An 18,743-nucleotide genomic window follows, 5' to 3' on the forward strand; every position below is an offset into this window, starting at 1 on the left:
TTTGTTAAAATCAGATTTGCAGAGTTTTCAAAACTCCGCAGGTCTTTTTGATGGAAAACTTGTCACATTCGCTTCATCGCCACCGGCCTTACATCATCCGGGGTTTCACAAGTTTCAAATCAATATCTTCACCCATACAAACTCCCTTTTCTTTTCACGATTACCAACGTCATATCATCGGCCCGCTTGTCATCACACCATCGGATCACATCTGCCATAATCATGTCTTTCATTGCTTCCGGGTTCTGGCAGGCATGTTTTTCCACGATGTTCACAAATCCGTCAAGATCGAGCATTTCGCCGTCCGCATTTTCCGCCTCTGTCAGCCCGTCGGTGTAAAGCACGAGAATATCCCCGGGGGCCAGAGAAAATTCCGCATTTTTTGTGGCTTTGGAGATATCTTTTTTAAAGTTCAGATAAACGCCTCTGGTCCTGATCAGTTCGCAGGCTCCGGTCTTATGACGGAAAACGATCATGGAAAGATGCGCGCCCGCGTGCTGGAACTGCCCATCTCCGACATATTTCAAGGCTGTGAATGTCATAAAATGGCTTTCATTCAGACGCTCATGGACATTTTTATACAGGATTTCATTGACTCTGACAACAACATTCCGGGCATCACAGTCAAGATTGGTCGTGATAGTGGTGTGAACGGTCTGGGCCATCATCATGATCAGTCCCGGGGTCAGACCATGTCCTGACACGTCGCCGATGGCAAACCAGAGATGAGCGGCTCTGTCAAAAGTAAAGTCATAAAAATCCCCTCCGACCTGATCCGCCGGTAACATTGCTGCTGCGATTTCCAAATCCGGGTGGATGTTGTCTGTCAGGGTCGGCAGGAGCGATGTCTGGATTCTCCGGGCAAGTTCCATTTCCTGAGCAAGCGCAGCGGACTTTGACACTGCCTCTCTCAGGGCTTCAATCAGATGATTCATACCAGTTATCATTTCCCGCCATCCGCCTTCAACTGCATCGGCATGACCCCGGACATTCAGTTCACCCCGCCCGACTCCCTGAGTCATACCATTGATTTCATTCATAATTTGTTTTAAACGTTGGATCATCTGATTTAAGGCATGAGAAAAACGATCATTTTCCGAGCGTTCCCGAATATCAACCTCAAGGTTTCCTGCGGCAATCTCCTCGGCGGTCCTGACTGTTTCTTTGATAGTATCAATCAGCGTGTTAAGATTATCATTGATCTTATCAAAATCCCCTTTTGTCTCTGACACGATCCTGTCTGGTATTTCTCCTTTTGCCACCTGCTCGATATATGTCGCGGTCATATTGAACGGCAATATAAAGGCATCTATGATATTATTAATACCAATGATAAGTTCTCGCCATTCTCCTGCGTATCCCTGAGGATTGCCTCGGATATCCAGCTTACCATCCTGGATTGCCCGAATCAGTCTCTCTGTATCTTTAAAAACCTTCCTTATGATGTCTTTCATATTCTGAAACGCATTTGCCAGCCTGCCGATCTCATCTTTCCTATGAACTGCAATATCAGGACGAAAATCTCCTCCGGCAATCGCATCAGCAGTCATGAGAAGACGGTTCACAGGGCGAATGAGCATGATACGGAAACTTATGTTCAGCACGATCAAAAGGGATAAATCCAACACAATGACCGTAAATACGATATTCCAAGCTGCCCGACGAAGCTCTTTTTTTACAAAGCGATCTGTAATATAAACTTTGACAGTGCCAATTTTATCATCATGTCTTACAATATTTTTATTCCTTGTAATATTTCCGAGTGAAATAGGTTCCGAAGTGTTAATAATCTGCCATTGTTTATTCCGAGTCTTACGAATAAGAAAAGTTTCTATATGATCTTTAACAATCACAGCAGAGATATTCTTTTCCTGCATCTCTGTCTCAACAACTTTTTCAATCTGTTCATCATCGTAATTCCATATGGGAAAGTTCAGATTTAATGCCAACTGTTCTGCTACAGCCAACGCAATGTCGTTAAGGCGGGCTGTTTCCCTTGCTTGTTGCGTGTTATATTGATGTACGCCAAAACCGGACAAAATAAGCGTGGTAAGAATAATCAACATTGCGCCTATTCTGAATTGAATACTGTTTTTCATGCTCCCTCTGCCAGATTAACAAAACTTTGGTACACCACGGCGGTGATTTCTGATTTTTCAGAAAAAGATAACAATATTGCCTGATATACCGAGGATATTTTCTGTTATTCAATAAAAATACCGCATTTGAAAAATTTTATAATAATCGCCTTCGGACTTCAGTCTTTTCAGTTATTTGTTAAAAATTTTAAGCAGTACTTCACCTCCTTTTCCTTTTTTGCGTGTAAACATGATTCTTTTCACGATTACCAACATCATGTCATCGGCCCGCTTATCATCACATCATCGGATCACATCTGCCATGATCATATCTTTCATTGCTTTCTCAAAAGCGACACCTTGTTGGTGCAAACCTCAGATAGCCGTGCGTTTGCTCTGATATTTCGCTTTGAAAGATCGGACTTGGTATTTTCAGCAAGTTAAACCGTGAATTTCAAAGCGGTTTCTTTAATATGAAAAAAATCTTTGCAAAGCCTTATGGTTCTAAGGATAGCTGGCGCAAGGTGTCGCTTTTGAGTATAAAGTGATGTTCATGTCACCGCTCATAAACATTCATATAGTACTTAGATTTAGGTATGTCCCGGCATGATTTTTGCATGGGAAGGTTGTCCCGGAAAAAAAGCCGTTTCCGGGCCTGAAAATTTCATTCGTCCGTTCGGAATCCCGGAGGCCGCCTCTGTATGCAACTTTCGTGCCAGGACATACCTAAATCTAAATACTATATACATAATTTCATTAAGTTTTACAACAATATTCCGCATATCGAAGCCAAGATTGGTTTTGCTGATCCTCGATAATCAGGTTTTTTTCTGTCTCCGATTTATCTATCATACATAAGCATACGCAAATATCATGCCATAATTTATAGTTTTCCGTTTTTCAACCGGTTTTTCCCCAAATTTGCCAACAAAAATTTTGACAAAACCAATGAAATGGTAAAATATCGAAAGAAAAGACCTGATGCAGATTTTTTAAAAAAAAGGGGGGTGGTGACACCGTGAAAAGAATGTGTCCGGGCTGAGTTCCTGGTGAATTCAGCTTTCATGTCTCGTGTTTGCATACGAATGACTGATCTTAATTTATCCCAAAAAACAGAGGTAAGAAAATGAAAAAAATTGCACTATCAATAATGGCTTTGCTTGTTGTCTTTATGGTCGGCGGAATGACTCACGCGGATGAAGATGTGATTTGCGCTCAGGTCATCACTTACGGCCTGGACCCGGAAACCGGGGACTGGCTTGAATTTCCCACACCTTGTGATGTTCCTGAAGGTTGGGAAACATCTGCAAGCCTGCCCGCGGATGACGTTATCAATCCGAGTGAGGACGGTACTGCAAAAGATATAGCCGTGCCAACGCTGATCAGTGAATCTGACACGCCGACACCGGTTCTGTTTTCCTGTGATGCGGACTGCAATGGTGACGGTGTGTTGAACCGAAAAGATCTGAATGAAAAGAAAAAGATAAAAGATAAGGAATTTAAAACCTGGAAAAAAAAGTGCTGGAAATCCCAGGCAGCGTGCGGAGATTACAATGCCGACGGCAAGGTGAACAAGAAAGACCTGAAGGCAAAGAAGGCAGATAAACAACAGGAAATAGAAATCTGGAAAAAAGACTGCTGGCTGCCCGGGGTCATCGCACAATCCGAATCAGACGATCTTTCCGAAAAAAACAAAGTCAGTGAGTGCGGCGGGTTTGATACGGAAGATGCGGATGCTGATACCGAGAGAAACGCGGGTTCTAAGAATGAACGGCTGATTTGGGAATATGATAAAAAATCAAAGATGCTGAAGTTTCTGAATAAGAATGTCTGGCTCAACTGCTGCGGGGAACGTTCCGTGACCATATCTCTGAATGAGAAAACAGGGGCATATGACATCTATGAAACAGATAAGGCTGAAATGGACGGTGATGAGCCGCTTCGCTGCGATTGCGAATGCTTTTTTGATTTCAAAGTCAGGATGGCTGACGTGGATTCCGGAATCATCAAAGTAAAACTTTTCCGCATTATTTCAGACTATGAGGAACCCATGTTCCAGGTGTGGAGAGGAGATGTGGACCTGAGCGAGGGGCAGGGCGATATTCTGATCCAAAAGCAATCCGGATTCGTATCGGCCGCAGATGAAGACGCCATGAAATATACTGCTCTTGGGGAAGATGATGCTGGTGCGGCACCTGAAAGCAATGATGTTGCCAGGGAGATTGAAGAAGCTGACATCATTAAGATTGACGGTACAAATCTGTACATCCTGAACCGGTACCGGGGGCTGTTTATCTGTGATATTTCACAGCCTGACAATCCCTCAGTCACCGGGCAGGTTTCTGTGACCGGAAATCCGGTTGAAATGTATATCAAAGAGAATCTGGCCTATGTTATTGTGTCTGATCTGAATTCAGGCATTTATCCGCTCCTGGGCGCGGCTGAGAACGGGCTTCCTTCCGCATCCGAGCCTGGAAGCCGGATTAATGTGCTGGATATCAGCGATAAGACCAGACCGAAATTAGCTGATTCTTTTACTTTGGAAGGCGAAGTCACTGACTCCCGTATTGTCGGCGATATCCTTTATGTGGTTTCCTCTGAAAATCCTTATTATTATTATTGGAGAGGCGAATCCCTGATGGTGGATGCTGTTTCCGAGGATGAGAGTATTGCCGCACCGATTACGGAGCAACTTCCTGAGCGGAGCGTTTATGTGGCCTCGATGAATGTGTCTGACCCGAATAATATCCGAGAGGTTGACCGGGAAGATTTCACCGGAGCGGCCCAGTATGTTCATGTGACGGAAAAGGCCATTTTTATCTCATCCGGCAGTGATTATTACGCGGATAATAAAACAACGCTGACTTATGTTGATATTTCCGATCCCGCGGGAATGATAACACAGAGAGGTTCTGCGGATGTCCGGGGACGCGTCGCGGATGAGTTCAAAATGGATTACAATAATGGCTATCTGCGTGTGTGTACTTATGACTGGAACGACAATGGTGTCAGCAATCTTTTTGTCATTGATGTCACTGATCCCGATAATATGACGCAGACAGGCAGCGTGGAACTGGGCAGGGGCGAGCAGCTGTTTGCCACTCGGTTTGACGGGGACCGTGCCTATATGGTGACTTACGAGCGCAAGGATCCGCTCTGGGTGATTGATCTCAGTGATCCGACTCAGCCCACAATCAGAGGCGAACTCATTGTGCCGGGATGGTCAACACACATCGAGCCGAGAGGCGATATCCTGATTGCCCTGGGCGTGGATGATACAGATGGCTGGAAGGTCGCGGTTTCTTTGTTTGATGTTGCGGATCCGGAAAAACCCGGGCTGATCAGACGCGTGTCTTTCGGAGAGGAAAACGGGTGGAGCAGTTCTTCCGCACACGGAGATGTCAAAGCCCTTACCATCCTGGATGACATGGGGCTGATTCTGCTGCCGTATTCGTTCTCCGATTACAGTGACGGCAATTACCGCACAGAAAGCCGTTTGCAACTGATTGATTACTCTGCCAGTGATCTCACGGCTCGCGGCTGGGTCACTCAGAAAGGAAGCGTGCTGCGCAGCCGCAGTTTCCAGGATCGCCTTTTCTCAGTGTCTGATGATGAATTTCAGGTAATTAACGCGGCCAACCGTGACAAACCTGTTGTGACAGCCACTCGGACACTGGTCCGCAATATTTCTGATTTTATGCCGCTTGAAAATGGTCATGGCGTGCAGGTGGTCGTTGAAGGCGACGGAAAATATATGCTGAGATCGGTTTCCCTGTCTGATCCTGAAGCCTCGGACAGCATGGGCCAAATTGCTTTGGAGGATGCCGGATGGTATTCCGCCATCATTGGCAACGGCAATCTTGTGTATGTCATCTCCAATCGCTATGAATATGAGGAGCGTCCTGAAGCGGAGGACGTTGATATTTACAGGCCGGTTTATAATCATTTCTCCAGGGTCCGGGTCTTTGATTTTTCCACAGCCTCAGATCCTAAAATGCGAGGATATGTTGATGTCCCGGGGAATTATTATAATTCGGTGTCATTGAAAGGCGGGGGCCTTATTTACCCTTATCATACGCAGGGGCAGATTGTCCAAGTGAAAAATGATGTCCTGGTGTTCCCAATGGTGAACAATTATTACAGACCTGTGTATTATGATATTGCTTTTGATGAGGAAACCGGGAAACCCCTGGAGGAAAAGCCGGAACCGGAAGTGTTTAACGGACTGATTGTTGCGGATCTGTCAGACCCGGATGCGCCTGAAGTGGTTACGGAATTCCCCATTGAATTTCAGGGAACCAGCGGCTATTTTGCTAAAAATGATGTGGTGTATTTCAGCTATAAAGAGTATATGGAAAACGACAATCCTGAGCGACCCGAGGCGCAGTATTACCTGGGCAGGGTGGATATGTCTGATCTTTCAAATCCGGAACTGCTGGCTTCAATAAATATTCCCGGGGTTTGTGTCGGAATGAATGCCCAGGGAACTTATGCTTACACCACTGACAGCCAGTGGGGGCCTGAGGATGATTATTCCCAGGTTTATTCCTTCAAGACTGTGAAAATCGAAGATGACAAGGCGTTTCTCGCGGACAGTGTTGAACTGGACACTTATTTTTATAACTTCGTGATTGCTGACGGACTGGCATATCTTTCCGGCGGGAACTGGTGGGGATATTCCGGCAGCCTTATGGTGATTGACCTTGGCGATCCTGAGAATCTGACGGTTTATAAAAACGAACTGTCCGGAGGAGGCAATGTCATCGGTGCCAAAAAGCGCAAAGTGTTTGCCACGACCTCTGGCGGTATTGCCTGCTATGACAGTTCTGATCCCGGCAACCTCAGTCTTGATGAGTTCAGAAGCCAGGGCGGATGGTATAACCGGATTATCTTTACGGACTCTGATGCTTATATGCCCATGGGCTATTACGGGATGTGGGTAAAAAATCTTTAATTTTTCAATAAAACCATAAATCTGAGGAGTGCCAAAGATCGGTTTTGGCATTCCTCATCCCTCCTTCATTTTTCTGATTAGGGATTTCCCCAAAAATAAAATACCCGGTGTAATACCCTACATTTTTTATATCGGGTATATTTGGACGGCTTAGTCCTGTACATATCAGATTACGACTCATCTGTATCAATATCAGTTTCACCCGTTGTTTCCTCTGCAAGCAGGATACCGAGATTTGAAATAAAGTTCCGCTCAGGGTGAGCCAGATATTGCGCCCTGATTTTAATAGCACTGGGCATTACAGACAAAGGATTCTCACTGAGGCAGCTTCTCATGCTTCAGAAAGCCGGCATACTGCGATAATCCCATTGAACTGAACCAGTGCCGACAGGGCGGGGAAGAAACCCGGCTTTTTCCGGCGGGAGCGACACTTCGTCCGGGGAAAAACCCGGTTTTCTCTGTTGTCCTGAACACAGCCCGGAAACTTTTCGATCTACTGATTGTATGAAAAATTATAAATATCATCCTGCCCGCATGGATAAAAACAGACCGCCTAAACGCGGAACTACGATGCTGATGTTGTAAAATGCGTGCTGAGAACTTCCAAGTCAGAACTTGACAAATTGTCTTTAAAAGTGGATAAAGTTATTTGATTTACCATAAAAATACATATAGCAAGCGTATTTACCTCCTTGAAAAAAATGATTTTCATAGGTGTGGGTAAAAAAAGCGTTTTCATAGCTGTTTGCCATGAAAATACATTTTCATGATCAGGAGTGGTCCCCTTGGTCATGAACATTTAGTTAAACTTAAAATGAGCGATTAGCCGTCAGTTTTCAAATCAGCCACAGGCTCCCCGGCATGTGATGAGAGAACAGAGTCCCGCCCGGAAGGAAAGAGATAATTAACTGCGAAAATGCTGAGTTGCTAAGAACTGACATCTGAGTGCTGAAAACGGATTGCTCATTTTAGGTCAGATCAACAGATAAATCAGAATAATGAGGAAAATGAACATGACAATTCGCGTTTACAATACGTTAAGCAGAAAAAAAGAAGATTTTAATCCCATTGAACCCGGCAAAGTAAAAATGTATGTCTGCGGCCCCACAGTTTATGATTACTGCCACATTGGTCATGCAAGGTCTGTTGTCACTTTTGATGTTATTGCACGCTATTTCAGATACCGGGGCTTTGAGGTGACGTATGTCAGAAATTTTACAGATGTTGACGACAAGATCATCAGACGGGCCAATGAAACAGGCGTTGATTCCCGGGAGATTTCTGAAAAATTCATCAGGGAATTCTATAATGATATGGATGCGCTCAATGTCGGACGGGCTGATTTTGAACCCAAAGTCACTGAATACATTGAGGAGATCAAGGACTTTGTTTTAAAACTGATTGAAAAGGGCAATGCTTATCAGACAGATGGCGATGTGTATTATTCTGTTGAATCATTCAAAGAATATGGAAAACTTTCAGGCCGCAAGCTGGAAGATATGGAGGCCGGTGCCAGGGTTGACATAGATGAAAGAAAACACAATCCCTTTGATTTCGCGTTATGGAAATCTTCCAAACCCGGAGAACCTGCGTGGGACAGTCCCTGGGGAAAGGGCAGACCCGGATGGCATATCGAATGTTCGGCAATGAGCAGTAAATTACTGGGAGAGACCTTTGATATTCATGGCGGCGGCAAGGACCTTATCTTTCCGCATCATGAAAATGAAATTGCCCAGTCAGAAGGGGCTTATGAAAAGCCTTTTGCCAGATATTGGATGCACAACGGTTTTATAAATATCAATCAGGAAAAAATGTCAAAATCCCTGGGGAATTTTCTGATGATAAAGGATGTGCTGAAATCTTATCATCCTGAAACCATCCGTGTTTTTCTGCTTTCCAATCATTACCGCAGTCCCATTGATTTTACAGATAAGGCAATGGATGAGGCAAGTTCGGGACTTGATAAAATTTATGCCCTGCTTGAACGGGTCGAAACAGTGACAGGTATGTCCCCGAATGAAGGCGGAGACCCTGGAAAAAGCGGAGAATACTGGAACCGCTTTACTGAGGCCATGGATGATGATTTTAATACTGCCAAAGCCATTGGTGTTCTTTTTGATGCGGTCCGCAACATCAATCGCACATTGGATGAAAATTCAGAGCGTCTTTCTGATGCATTGAAAAATACGGTTCACTCGGAACGGTCAGATATCGTAAAAATGGGCCGCATACTCGGAATATTCACAGAATCCCCCAAAGTTTATTTCGAGAAAAAGAAACGCCAGGGGCTTGAAGAAAAATCCATTGATCCGGCAGGCATTGATCAGCTGGTCCGGGAACGCTCAGAGGCTCGAAAGGCAAAAAACTGGGCAAGGGCAGATGAAATCAGGAAACAGCTTGAGGAGATGAATATTGTACTTGAAGATCGGCCGGAAGGCACTGTTTGGAGAATTGAGAATTGAAAATTAGTGCTTAATTAATTGTAAAATAAGCATATATTCCACATAAAGAATGAGGGGCTGAAGCGTAACGCAACCGATCTTCACTCTGTCTCCGATATAAGAGCGCTGCGCCTCGCCTTCTCTCTATGACTATTTTAGCTTGAAAGATGAGGATGCTATGTCTATAAAAAAATTGTATTGTTTTATGATGCTGATCGTCTTTTGTATTTGCGGATTATTTCCCCATATGTCTCAGGCAGCCCCGTTCAAGGTTCTGGTGGTCATGAGCTATAATTTGGAGAAATATGCATGGGTCAGAGAAATTAAAGAGGGGATAGATTCCGTGCTGGCATCTGACTGTGAGATGAAATATTTTTATATGGATACAAAAACAGATTTTGAAGGGGGACCCCGGAAAGCAAAAGAGGCTTTTGCTTTGTATCAGGAATTTCAGCCTGACGGTGTCATCGCTGCTGACGATAATGCTCAGTCTATGTTTGTTGTTCCGTACCTGAAGGACAAGGTCAGGACACCGGTGATGTTTTGCGGAGTGAATGCAGAATCTGAGACATATGGATATCCGGCAACGAATGTGTCAGGAATTCTGGAACGACTGCATATCAACGCGTCTGTCGCATTTGCCCAGTGGCTTGTGCCGTCAATTAAAAGCGTCGGGTTTATTACAGAAAACAGTGCCACCGGAAAAGCCCTTTTAAAGCAGATTCAAAATGAGTCGGACACATATTCTGCAAAACTCGTTGCTTCCAAACTGCCGAAGACACTTAGAGAAGCAGTGGAAATGACGGAGGAACTAAAAAAAAAGTGTGACCTGTTACTACTGGGATCCATGGCAGGCATACCTGGTAAGGACGGTGTCCCTTTTACAGAAAAAGAGGTCACATCAGCGATAACAAAGACTTTTGGAAAACCTGTCATTGGCTCCACAGATAAGAACGTGGAATACGGCGCGTTGTGTGCGGTGCTTCGAACCGGCCAGGAACAGGGGGCCACGGCTGCACAGATGCTTCTGAAAGCCATGCGGGGAACGCCTGTTTCCGAACTCCCTGTCACCCGAAATCATCAGGGAAAGCGGATAATCAACGCCACAGTGATGAAAAGATTAAATATCAGGCCCAGACCCGATGTATTAGGAGGGGCGGAATTGGTCAAAACAGAAGAATAGCGTTCTCGTTGCTCTCGTTGCTCTCGTTCCCACGCTTTGCGTGGGAATGCAGTGCGGCAGCTTCGCGTCCTTCGTGTCCTGATAGCGGTCTCGTTCCCATGCTTTGCGTGGGAATGCAGCACGGACGCTTCGCGTCCTGATTTCGTCCGGTATCCAGGACGACAAGCATGGAAATGAGGTTAGTAAAGGCTTTTTCCATCTATTGATAATTATCCATTATCCATTATCCATTATCCATTCCCTTTTTTATCATCAGCGCCTCCTCATACACCTTATTTTTAGGAAGCCCGTATTTTTTTGCTATTTTTTTTGATAGTTCTGAAACCTGTAGTTGTTCTGTTTCCAAAGCGTTTTTTATTTCAGTTCTTACCGTGTCCAAAGGAACCGCTTCGTTTTCCTTACACCCGCTGATCAGGAGAACACATTCCCCTTTTACCGAAGGACGTTCTTTTAAGGTATTAAGAATGTCAGACAACAAACCTCGAAGAAATTCTTCATGGATTTTGGTCATCTCCCGGGCCAGAACACCATAGCGGTCCCCCATGACCGTTATGATTTCTTTTATGAAAGACAAAATGCGTTTCGGAGACTCATAAAATATGATGGTTCCGGTTTCACCGGAGAGTTTTTCCATCTGGGCCAGACGCTTTCCTTTTTTCTTCGCGGGAAACCCAATAAAAACAAAGGTGTCAGTAGGCAGCCCTGCGGCGCTGATTGCTGTAATAACAGCAGACACTCCCGGAACAGGAACAACAGTGATGCCGTTTTCAACAGCTTCTTTGACAAGCCAGTATCCCGGGTCAGACACAGAAGGCGTTCCCGCGTCTGACACAATCGCCACAGATGCCCCTTGTTTAAGCTTGTTGATCAGGCCCGGTGTCCGTTCCCTTTCATTATATTCGTGACAGGAAATAAGCTTTGTTCGGATATTGTGATATCCAAGGAATTTTCCTGTATGCCTTGTATCTTCGGCCGCGATAATATCCACTGTTTCAAGGGTATGAACAGCCCTTAATGTGATATCATCTTTGTTCCCTATGGGAGTGGCGACAATATAAAGTTTGCCTTTTTTATCCATAAATTTAATATCCGGACGCTGGTGCTTTCCGGGTTCCGGGGAGTGCGAAAATTTTATTTTCGCAGGGTTTATTTTCGCATGGCGTGATAACAGATGCTTTTTGCGAAAATAAAATTTTCGCACGCCTTTGTGTTATTTTTTTTCATAACTCAGATTCATACTCAGTAATCATCACTTAGTCAATAATGAAATGAATTGTCAGTTAAAGATCAAGAAGATACCGATATCTGTGTACAGGACAAAAAGTTGCGGCGCAGGGAAGAAACCCGGCTTTTTCCCCCGGACGGGACGATTTTCCCTGTCGGAAAAAGCCGGGTTTCTCTGGCACTTATCTTTTTTGTCCTGTACGCAGTACCGAGATACTAAAGCATGAAATCAGAAAAGTGGGTTACAAGTCAGTAAAACCGTCAAATTCAATTAGTCAGAAGTATGAAAATCAATCCTTTCCCATTGACACTCCCCTGCTTATGTTCTACATTTTTTTCTTATGCGGCAGATCGGAAAACTTTGGGTTCCGCTACAAAAACTCAGTGTTGCAAGATTCCCAAAGCACATAAAAAGTTGAAGCGGGTCTGACATTTTTCAATCTGCTGATATTCTTTCCCCCGACAAGCTCAGAAAGGACACCAAATTACCCATGAACAGTCAGGAAACAGAGCGTATTGACCGGATTACCGAAGTCGTTCATTATCTGTTAAAAGGCAGAACACCTGATCCCATCCCTTGTGAAAATGACCCTGATGATGAGATCAGGCAGCTTTCGGAAAAAGTGAATGAATTAAACCGAAACTTCAGAGAAATTAAAGCCTTTATCATACCCATTTCTGAGGGAAATCTTAAAGTCCGACTGCCGAAACGAAATATCCTGGCATCTCCCTTTAAGCAGCTCCACGCCAGTCTGAGCCATCTGACTTGGCAAACCCGGCAGATTGCCCGGGGAGATTTTAATCAGCGAGTGGATTTTATGGGGGATTTTTCGCAATCATTTAACGCCATGGTTGAAGCACTGGATGATGCCCGATCCCAGCTGATGTCTGAAACAGAACAATTTAAGCAGCTCGCGGACATTAAAAGACATTATCTTAACGTCATGGCGCATGATATCCGGACACCCATTGGCGCTGTGATCGGATTTACAGATATTCTCTTACAGGGAAATCTGGGCGGTGAGGAGAAAAAACAGGTCCGGATTATTAAGAGAAACTGCGATTCCCTGCTTGTCTTAATCAATAATATTCTTGACATGGCAAAACTTGAGAAGCGCAAAATGGAACTGGTATCTGTTCCGCTGTCTGTCCGCACCCTGGGTCAGGACGTGGAGGCAATGATTCAGCCGAAACTAAACCAACAGACTCGTTTTATTTTTGACACGGATGAAAGGATACCCGAAAAACTCATGGGAGACCCTCACCGTTTGCAGCAGGTTCTGGTCAATCTCGTGGGAAATGCAGCCAAATTTACGAATAAAGGGACGATTACGTTAAGAATAAAACTTCAGGAACAACATAGTGAAAACTTCAAATTACATTTTTCCATAGAAGACACAGGGATTGGGATTTCTCAAGATAAATTGACAGACATATTTACGCCTTTTTCCCAGGCAGACAGCACCATTGCCTCCCGTTTTGGCGGAACCGGTCTGGGGCTGGCTATTTCCCGTGAGCTGGTATCGCTTATGGGAGGTCATTTACAGGTAAAGAGTCAGCCGGACAGAGGGACAACATTTTATTTTTCGCTGTTGTTCGGGATCGCCGAAGAGACTGAATCTGAGCCGCCCACAGCATCAGAAACCTGTTCGGGAACATGCAATATTCTGGTGGTTGATGATGACCCTCATGTATTGAAAATTATTGAAAATCTTCTGACAAAACAGGATGTTCGTTTCACCCTCTGTCAGGACAGCACAAATGCTTATGACCTGCTTATCCGTGCCTACGAGGAGAAAAATCCGTTCACACTGGCCTGGCTTGATATTGATATGCCAAAGCTTAATGGTTTTCAGCTGGCCGCAAAAATAAGGGAAGACCATCGCCTGAGTCAGCTTCATTTGATCGCGTGTACGTCTCACATTGAAAAAGTCACGGACTCGGATTCGCCTTCCTATTTCAGTTTTGTCGCGACAAAACCCATCTCAGCAGAGGCATTGCGAAGGATTCTTGATGAAGCAAAATCAGGCTATGCGCCAGCAGATCATATGTGTGATTTATTCGGGATCAGACTCCTTGTCGCGGATGACAACCTGCTCAACCGGTTTCTCGTAACAAATATGCTCCAAAAACTGAATATTGAGGTGACAGAAGCAGAAAACGGACTGGAGGCTGTGAACAAGGTTCTCAAAAATAAATTTGATGTTGTCCTAATGGATAAAATGATGCCGGTGATGGACGGAACAGAGGCGGTCCGCCGCATCCGTGAGACCTATGACAAAGACGCTCTGCCCATTTTCGCTTTTACGGCTGATGATTCTTCAAAGGACAAAGCGCGTTTTTTGTCCGCAGGCGCAAATGGTTTTATTTCCAAGCCCATTGTTTACGAAGATATCGTGGAAAGTTTATGCCAGCTGACTGAATTTAAATATCTGCTGAAGGAGTAAAACATGTTTAAAGAAGACAGACAGGAATTACAATTTTCCTGGAACGATCTGGGAAATATCCGGGAAGGCAGGCCCAACCTGGGAGATACAACATCGGTGACAGCTTATCGTCTGATGCAATATACCCTGCGCGATGTGCTGATTAAACAATTTGGGCCGCAGGCCGCGGGGAATATTTATTACGAAGCAGGAAAAAAAGCAGGAACAGCATTTTGTGAAAATTTGTTGAATACAGACCATGAATTCAGCGAATTTGTTGCAGAACTCCAAAAAAAACTCATAGACCATCACATTGGCATATTAAGAATGGAAGAAGCGGATTTGGACAGCCTGAACATAACCGTTAGCATATATGAGGATCTGGATTGTTCAGGGCTGCCCATGTCAGATGAAACCGTGTGTGACTACGACGAAGGTTTTTTGGCAGGCATATTGGAAAGTTATACTGGAAAAGAACTCAGGGTGAAAGAGATAGATTGCTGGGCCACGGGTGCACGGGTCTGTCGTTTTAAGGCGACAAAGAGAAATTAGTCCCCCAAATTCATTTCGCCAACTTATGCTTTTTCCCGGGATTTTGACGGGAAATACTTCAGATATTTTTCTTTTATCTTTTCAAATAAATACGAACCAAAATCATAGAGTTTGCTATGAACAAAAAACAACAGCGCAAACAAGATGATAAACGGAATAACGCCTTCGAGGGCTCCTCTTCCTCCCATTGTTCCATTCTCCTTTCTCCCTTCCGGGAAAAGATATAAAATTTTAATCTAATCAAAATGTTAATTCAATTAAAGGCGTTGACACGGATAAGGTTTCAGGACGATAAATGTGAAAACAGCAGACACGCGGGAAGGCTGATGCGACAGCATGTTCAGCCTTCCCGCTTTTCTGACCGGATTTCTGTTTTTCGCCAAACGCCTGAGTCACGATGGGTCAGATCGCAGAATCAGAGCTTTTATTTTCCTTTCAAGCCTTCTGACTGACACACCCGAATCCGGGCGTTCTGTTTCTTTTCACAGCTATTTTCGAATCATCTTCCGAATCCTCAGTCTGAGCGCATTCAGACGGATAAACCCCTCAGCGTCTTTCTGGCTGTAAACATTGTCATCTTCAAAGGTCGCAAAATCCTCATTGTAAAGTGACAGGTCGGATTTCCGGCCGAGGACAATACAATTTCCCTTATAAAGTTTAAGCCGCACAACGCCCGAAACATTTTCCTGGGTCTCGTCAATCATATTCTGCAGAAGCGTCATTTCCGGCGAGAACCAGAACCCGTAATACACAAGTTCCGCATATTTCGGTACCAGGGAATCACGGAGGTGCATGACTTCCCTGTCCATTGTGATGGATTCCATGGCAAGATGGGCGCTTCTCAGAATCGTGCCGCCGGGGGTTTCATAGACGCCTCGGGATTTCATCCCTACAAACCGGTTTTCAACAAGGTCTGTCCGGCCAATGCCATGACGTCCGCCCAGTCGGTTCAGTTCCTTCAGCATTTTTGCAGGGGAAAGGTCTTTGCCATTCATGGCAACAGGATTCCCCTGTTTAAAGGTGATTTCAATGGTCTCAGGTTCATCCGGGGCATTCTGGGGAGAAACTGTCAGCGTAAAAATATCTTCAGGCGGTTCGTTCCACGGGTCCTCGAGTATCCCTCCTTCGTAACTGATATGAAGCAGATTCCGATCCATGCTGTAAGGTTTTGCCTGGGTTGTGGGCACGTCTATCCCATGATCTTTGGCAAACTTCATCAGGGCGGTACGGGAATTCAGATCCCATTCCCGCCACGGCGCAATGATCTTTATGTTGGGATCAATGGCAAAATAGCTGAGTTCAAACCGTACCTGGTCATTGCCTTTTCCGGTTGCGCCATGGCTCACCGCGTCCGCGCCTTCGGCCTGTGCGATCTCTATCTGACGTTTTGAGATAAGGGGCCGGGCAAGAGAGGTTCCCAGCAGATACTGGCTCTCGTAGATTGCGTTCGCACGAAATGCCGGGAAAACATAATCCTTTACAAAGGTCTCTGTGAGATCATCAATATAAACCTTTGTCGCACCGGTTTTCAGGGCATTGGCCTCTATGGGTTTCACTTCCTCCCCCTGGCCGATGTCGGCTGAAAATGTGATCACTTCGCAGTCATATGTTTCGATGAGCCATTTTAAAATTACAGATGTGTCAAGTCCGCCTGAATAGGCAAGGACCACTTTTTTTATCTTATCACCCATTATGAATTTCCTTTTGTTATTAATGCTTCAAGCACAGCCTTATGCATATGAAGTTTGTTTTCAGCCTGGTCCCAGACCACAGAATTCGGGCCTTCAAGCACTGCTTCGGTGATTTCTTCCTCTCGGTGAGCCGGGAGACAGTGCATGACAATCACCTCCTTTGACGCCTTGTTCACAAGTTCCGAATTCACCTGAAAAGGCTCAAATATTTGCTTCTTTGTATCATCCTCATCCTGGCCCATGCTGACCCAGACATCCGTATAAATCACGTCCGCATCTTTTACCGCTTCTCCGGGATCAGAAGTTACGGTAATCTGACCGCATTTTGTTTCAACGGCCTTTTTCACAATTGCGCTGTCAGGAAAATAGCCCTGAGGACAGGCCAGGACAAGATTCAGCCCCAGAACTGACGCGGCATTGATCCATGAATGCGCCACATTATTGCCATCTCCGACCCAAGTGATTTTCAGGTCTTTGTCCCTGCCCTTATGCTCAAACACGGTCATAAGATCGCTTAACACCTGGCAGGGATGATACAGATCGCTCAGGGCATTGATCACCGGTATGACGGAGAATTCTGCAAATTCATCTATTAATTTCTGGGAATAAGTTCGGATAACCAGACCGTCCAAGTATCTTGAAAACACCCTTGCCACGTCTTTTACGGGTTCCCCCCGGGTGATTTGCGTATCTTTGGCATTTATGAAGATCGGTGTTCCGCCCAGTTGGGCCATAGCTGTCTCAAAGGATATCCGTGTGCGGGTTGACGGCTTGTCAAAAAGCAGGCCCAGGGTTTTTCCTTTAAGGCAGTCCTCTGTAATCCCTTTTTTATGTCTTTCTTTAAGTTCATACGCGCGTTTAAAAAGACTTTCAAAATCCGCTTTGGAGAGTTCTGAAAGTGTCAGTATGTCTTTTTTCATCGTAACCTCATAATTACACAATTTTTATATTGCTAATTTGAAACTCAGGACTTGTATAAATTGGGGTGGTGTTCTAAAATTGGACTTGATCCGATATTTGCTGAACTGATTCAAAGGCTTAAAAAATTTAAGTTCAGTTTTGGAACACTACCGCATTTTGTTATAAAAATTGTCCTTTAGAACCTGTATTAATAAAATTGCCAAAATTCACTTTATCATGATATTTCAAAGGCCCTAATCTGTCAGCAGCAATATAGTGAACTTGGGAAAAAGGCGGCAGAACCTTTTCATGCAAAATCATATCTTTTGTTTTGGCATCCTTATGAATGATTTTTTTTACCAGTAAAGTAAAATCATCTGAATCATCTTCATTTAGACGAAATTCAGTCTCAATGACAGTATCTTTGTCAGCTTCAGCCAAATCTGCAACATAGGGGTGTCACTATTTTTTAAGTCGTCTGTGTTACCCAATTCAATACAACCGCCATTCAGATATAACTTATCTATAACCCAACTTGCCACCTATGCGTTCAGGCAGTAAAAACTGAAGGAGATGATAAAGGATATGACTTTCGGAAGAAAGCCTTTCGGAGTCACCGCGTGAATTTTTTTCGGAAAAAAATTTGTGATCTGACTGAAGGCGGTCTCGACCCGTCTCCGGGTGTTCTGACGGGCGAGCCGTTCGGTTCGGGAATCGGTCGCCCGGACGGAATTTTTTTTGCGGATCGGGGACAAAATGATGCCTGCGGCTTCGCGAAGCATATCCTCGCGCTTGTAATCATTGTAAATTTTGTCACCGTGACAGACTGCCCCTCCGGGCAGATCGGTTCTCATCTGCCTGAAAACGGCGATATCCGAATCTTTTCCGGGGGCGGCCACAAATTCTGTCGATTTTCCGGAGGCGGTCACGATCATATAAATCCGTATTCCGTAAAAAATACCGGCGTTTGAAAGAGATATACCCCCGGTAATCCTCTTCCGTGAAAATTTTCGACCGGGAGATACGGATGTTGTCGCAGAGCGGAACGGGAAAACTGTCAATGACATATTCCCGGCCTTCCGCTCTAAATATTTCCGCAAAAACAAGGAAGAGGTTTTCCCATACGGAATCGTCAACAGCGTGTATTCTCCGGTTCAGCCGGCTTTCGCTCGGCATGTCCGGAACATATCCGTGTTCTCTGAGAAAAACGGCGGCGTTCCGGATATTTCCGCAGAAAAAACGGGCGGCGGTCAGAACGACTGTCAGAACTTCGGCATTGTTCATCTTTGCCTGA

General features: G+C 44.8%; 13 protein-coding genes. 5 read left to right on the forward strand and 8 right to left on the reverse strand.

What is annotated here, in order from left to right; all coding sequences use genetic code 11:
- Positions 1-128: 128 nt before the first annotated feature.
- Positions 129-2,099 (reverse strand): SpoIIE family protein phosphatase, encoded by a 1,971-nt coding sequence (locus tag dnm_RS23565; RefSeq protein WP_207679335.1) that lies wholly within the window; start codon positions 2,097-2,099, stop codon positions 129-131.
- Positions 2,100-3,204: 1,105 nt separating this feature from the next.
- Here dnm_RS23565 and dnm_RS23570 point away from each other — a divergent pair.
- Positions 3,205-7,032 (forward strand): beta-propeller domain-containing protein, encoded by a 3,828-nt coding sequence (locus dnm_RS23570; protein ID WP_207679336.1) that lies wholly within the window; start codon positions 3,205-3,207, stop codon positions 7,030-7,032.
- A gap of 170 nt (positions 7,033-7,202) precedes the next feature.
- Here the strand turns inward: dnm_RS23570 and dnm_RS23575 are convergent, their stop codons facing one another.
- Positions 7,203-7,367, reverse strand: a complete 165-nt coding sequence (locus dnm_RS23575; RefSeq protein ID WP_207679337.1) for a hypothetical protein — start codon at positions 7,365-7,367, stop codon at positions 7,203-7,205.
- 678 nt (positions 7,368-8,045) lie between these two features.
- Here dnm_RS23575 and cysS point away from each other — a divergent pair.
- Both cysS and dnm_RS23585 read left to right on the forward strand, forming a co-directional pair.
- On the forward strand, positions 8,046-9,494 hold the full coding sequence (gene cysS, locus dnm_RS23580) for a cysteine--tRNA ligase (protein WP_207679338.1): 1,449 nt from the start codon (positions 8,046-8,048) through the stop codon (positions 9,492-9,494).
- Between the two features lie 157 nt (positions 9,495-9,651).
- Complete coding sequence (locus dnm_RS23585; RefSeq protein WP_207679339.1) at positions 9,652-10,656, forward strand: ABC transporter substrate-binding protein; 1,005 nt, start codon at positions 9,652-9,654, stop codon at positions 10,654-10,656.
- Between the two features lie 223 nt (positions 10,657-10,879).
- Here the strand turns inward: dnm_RS23585 and rsmI are convergent, their stop codons facing one another.
- Complete coding sequence (gene rsmI / locus dnm_RS23590) at positions 10,880-11,734, reverse strand: 16S rRNA (cytidine(1402)-2'-O)-methyltransferase (RefSeq protein WP_207679340.1); 855 nt, start codon at positions 11,732-11,734, stop codon at positions 10,880-10,882.
- A 637-nt stretch (positions 11,735-12,371) separates the two neighbouring features.
- Between rsmI and dnm_RS23595 the strand changes: the two genes are divergently transcribed.
- Together dnm_RS23595 and dnm_RS23600 are read left to right on the forward strand one after the other, a co-directional pair.
- Positions 12,372-14,327 (forward strand): response regulator, encoded by a 1,956-nt coding sequence (locus tag dnm_RS23595; protein WP_207679341.1) that lies wholly within the window; start codon positions 12,372-12,374, stop codon positions 14,325-14,327.
- Positions 14,328-14,330: 3 nt separating this feature from the next.
- On the forward strand, positions 14,331-14,858 hold the full coding sequence (locus dnm_RS23600) for a V4R domain-containing protein (RefSeq protein WP_207679342.1): 528 nt from the start codon (positions 14,331-14,333) through the stop codon (positions 14,856-14,858).
- Positions 14,859-14,881: 23 nt separating this feature from the next.
- On the opposite strand, the gene dnm_RS23605 is transcribed toward dnm_RS23600, so the two are convergent.
- From dnm_RS23605 to dnm_RS31710, 5 genes are all read right to left on the reverse strand, one after another.
- The gene (locus dnm_RS23605) at positions 14,882-15,046 is read right to left on the reverse strand and encodes a hypothetical protein (RefSeq protein WP_207679343.1); all 165 of its coding nucleotides are present in this window, start codon (positions 15,044-15,046) and stop codon (positions 14,882-14,884) included.
- A gap of 300 nt (positions 15,047-15,346) precedes the next feature.
- Positions 15,347-16,549 carry an argininosuccinate synthase gene (locus dnm_RS23610; RefSeq protein WP_207679344.1) on the reverse strand — a complete coding sequence of 401 codons (1,203 nt, stop codon included), beginning with the start codon at positions 16,547-16,549 and terminating at the stop codon, positions 15,347-15,349.
- Positions 16,549-17,469, reverse strand: a complete 921-nt coding sequence (argF, locus tag dnm_RS23615) for an ornithine carbamoyltransferase (RefSeq protein WP_207679345.1) — start codon at positions 17,467-17,469, stop codon at positions 16,549-16,551. Before argF ends, dnm_RS23610 begins: the two co-directional genes overlap by 1 nt.
- Before the next feature lie 160 nt (positions 17,470-17,629).
- Positions 17,630-17,890, reverse strand: a complete 261-nt coding sequence (locus dnm_RS23620) for a hypothetical protein (protein ID WP_207679346.1) — start codon at positions 17,888-17,890, stop codon at positions 17,630-17,632.
- Positions 17,891-17,991: 101 nt separating this feature from the next.
- The gene (locus dnm_RS31710; RefSeq protein WP_353740328.1) at positions 17,992-18,516 is read right to left on the reverse strand and encodes a transposase; all 525 of its coding nucleotides are present in this window, start codon (positions 18,514-18,516) and stop codon (positions 17,992-17,994) included.
- Positions 18,517-18,743: the final 227 nt, after the last annotated feature.

The sequence above is a fragment of the Desulfonema magnum genome (genome assembly GCF_017377395.1).
In the GTDB taxonomy this organism is placed as follows: domain Bacteria; phylum Desulfobacterota; class Desulfobacteria; order Desulfobacterales; family 4be13; genus Desulfonema_C; species Desulfonema_C magnum.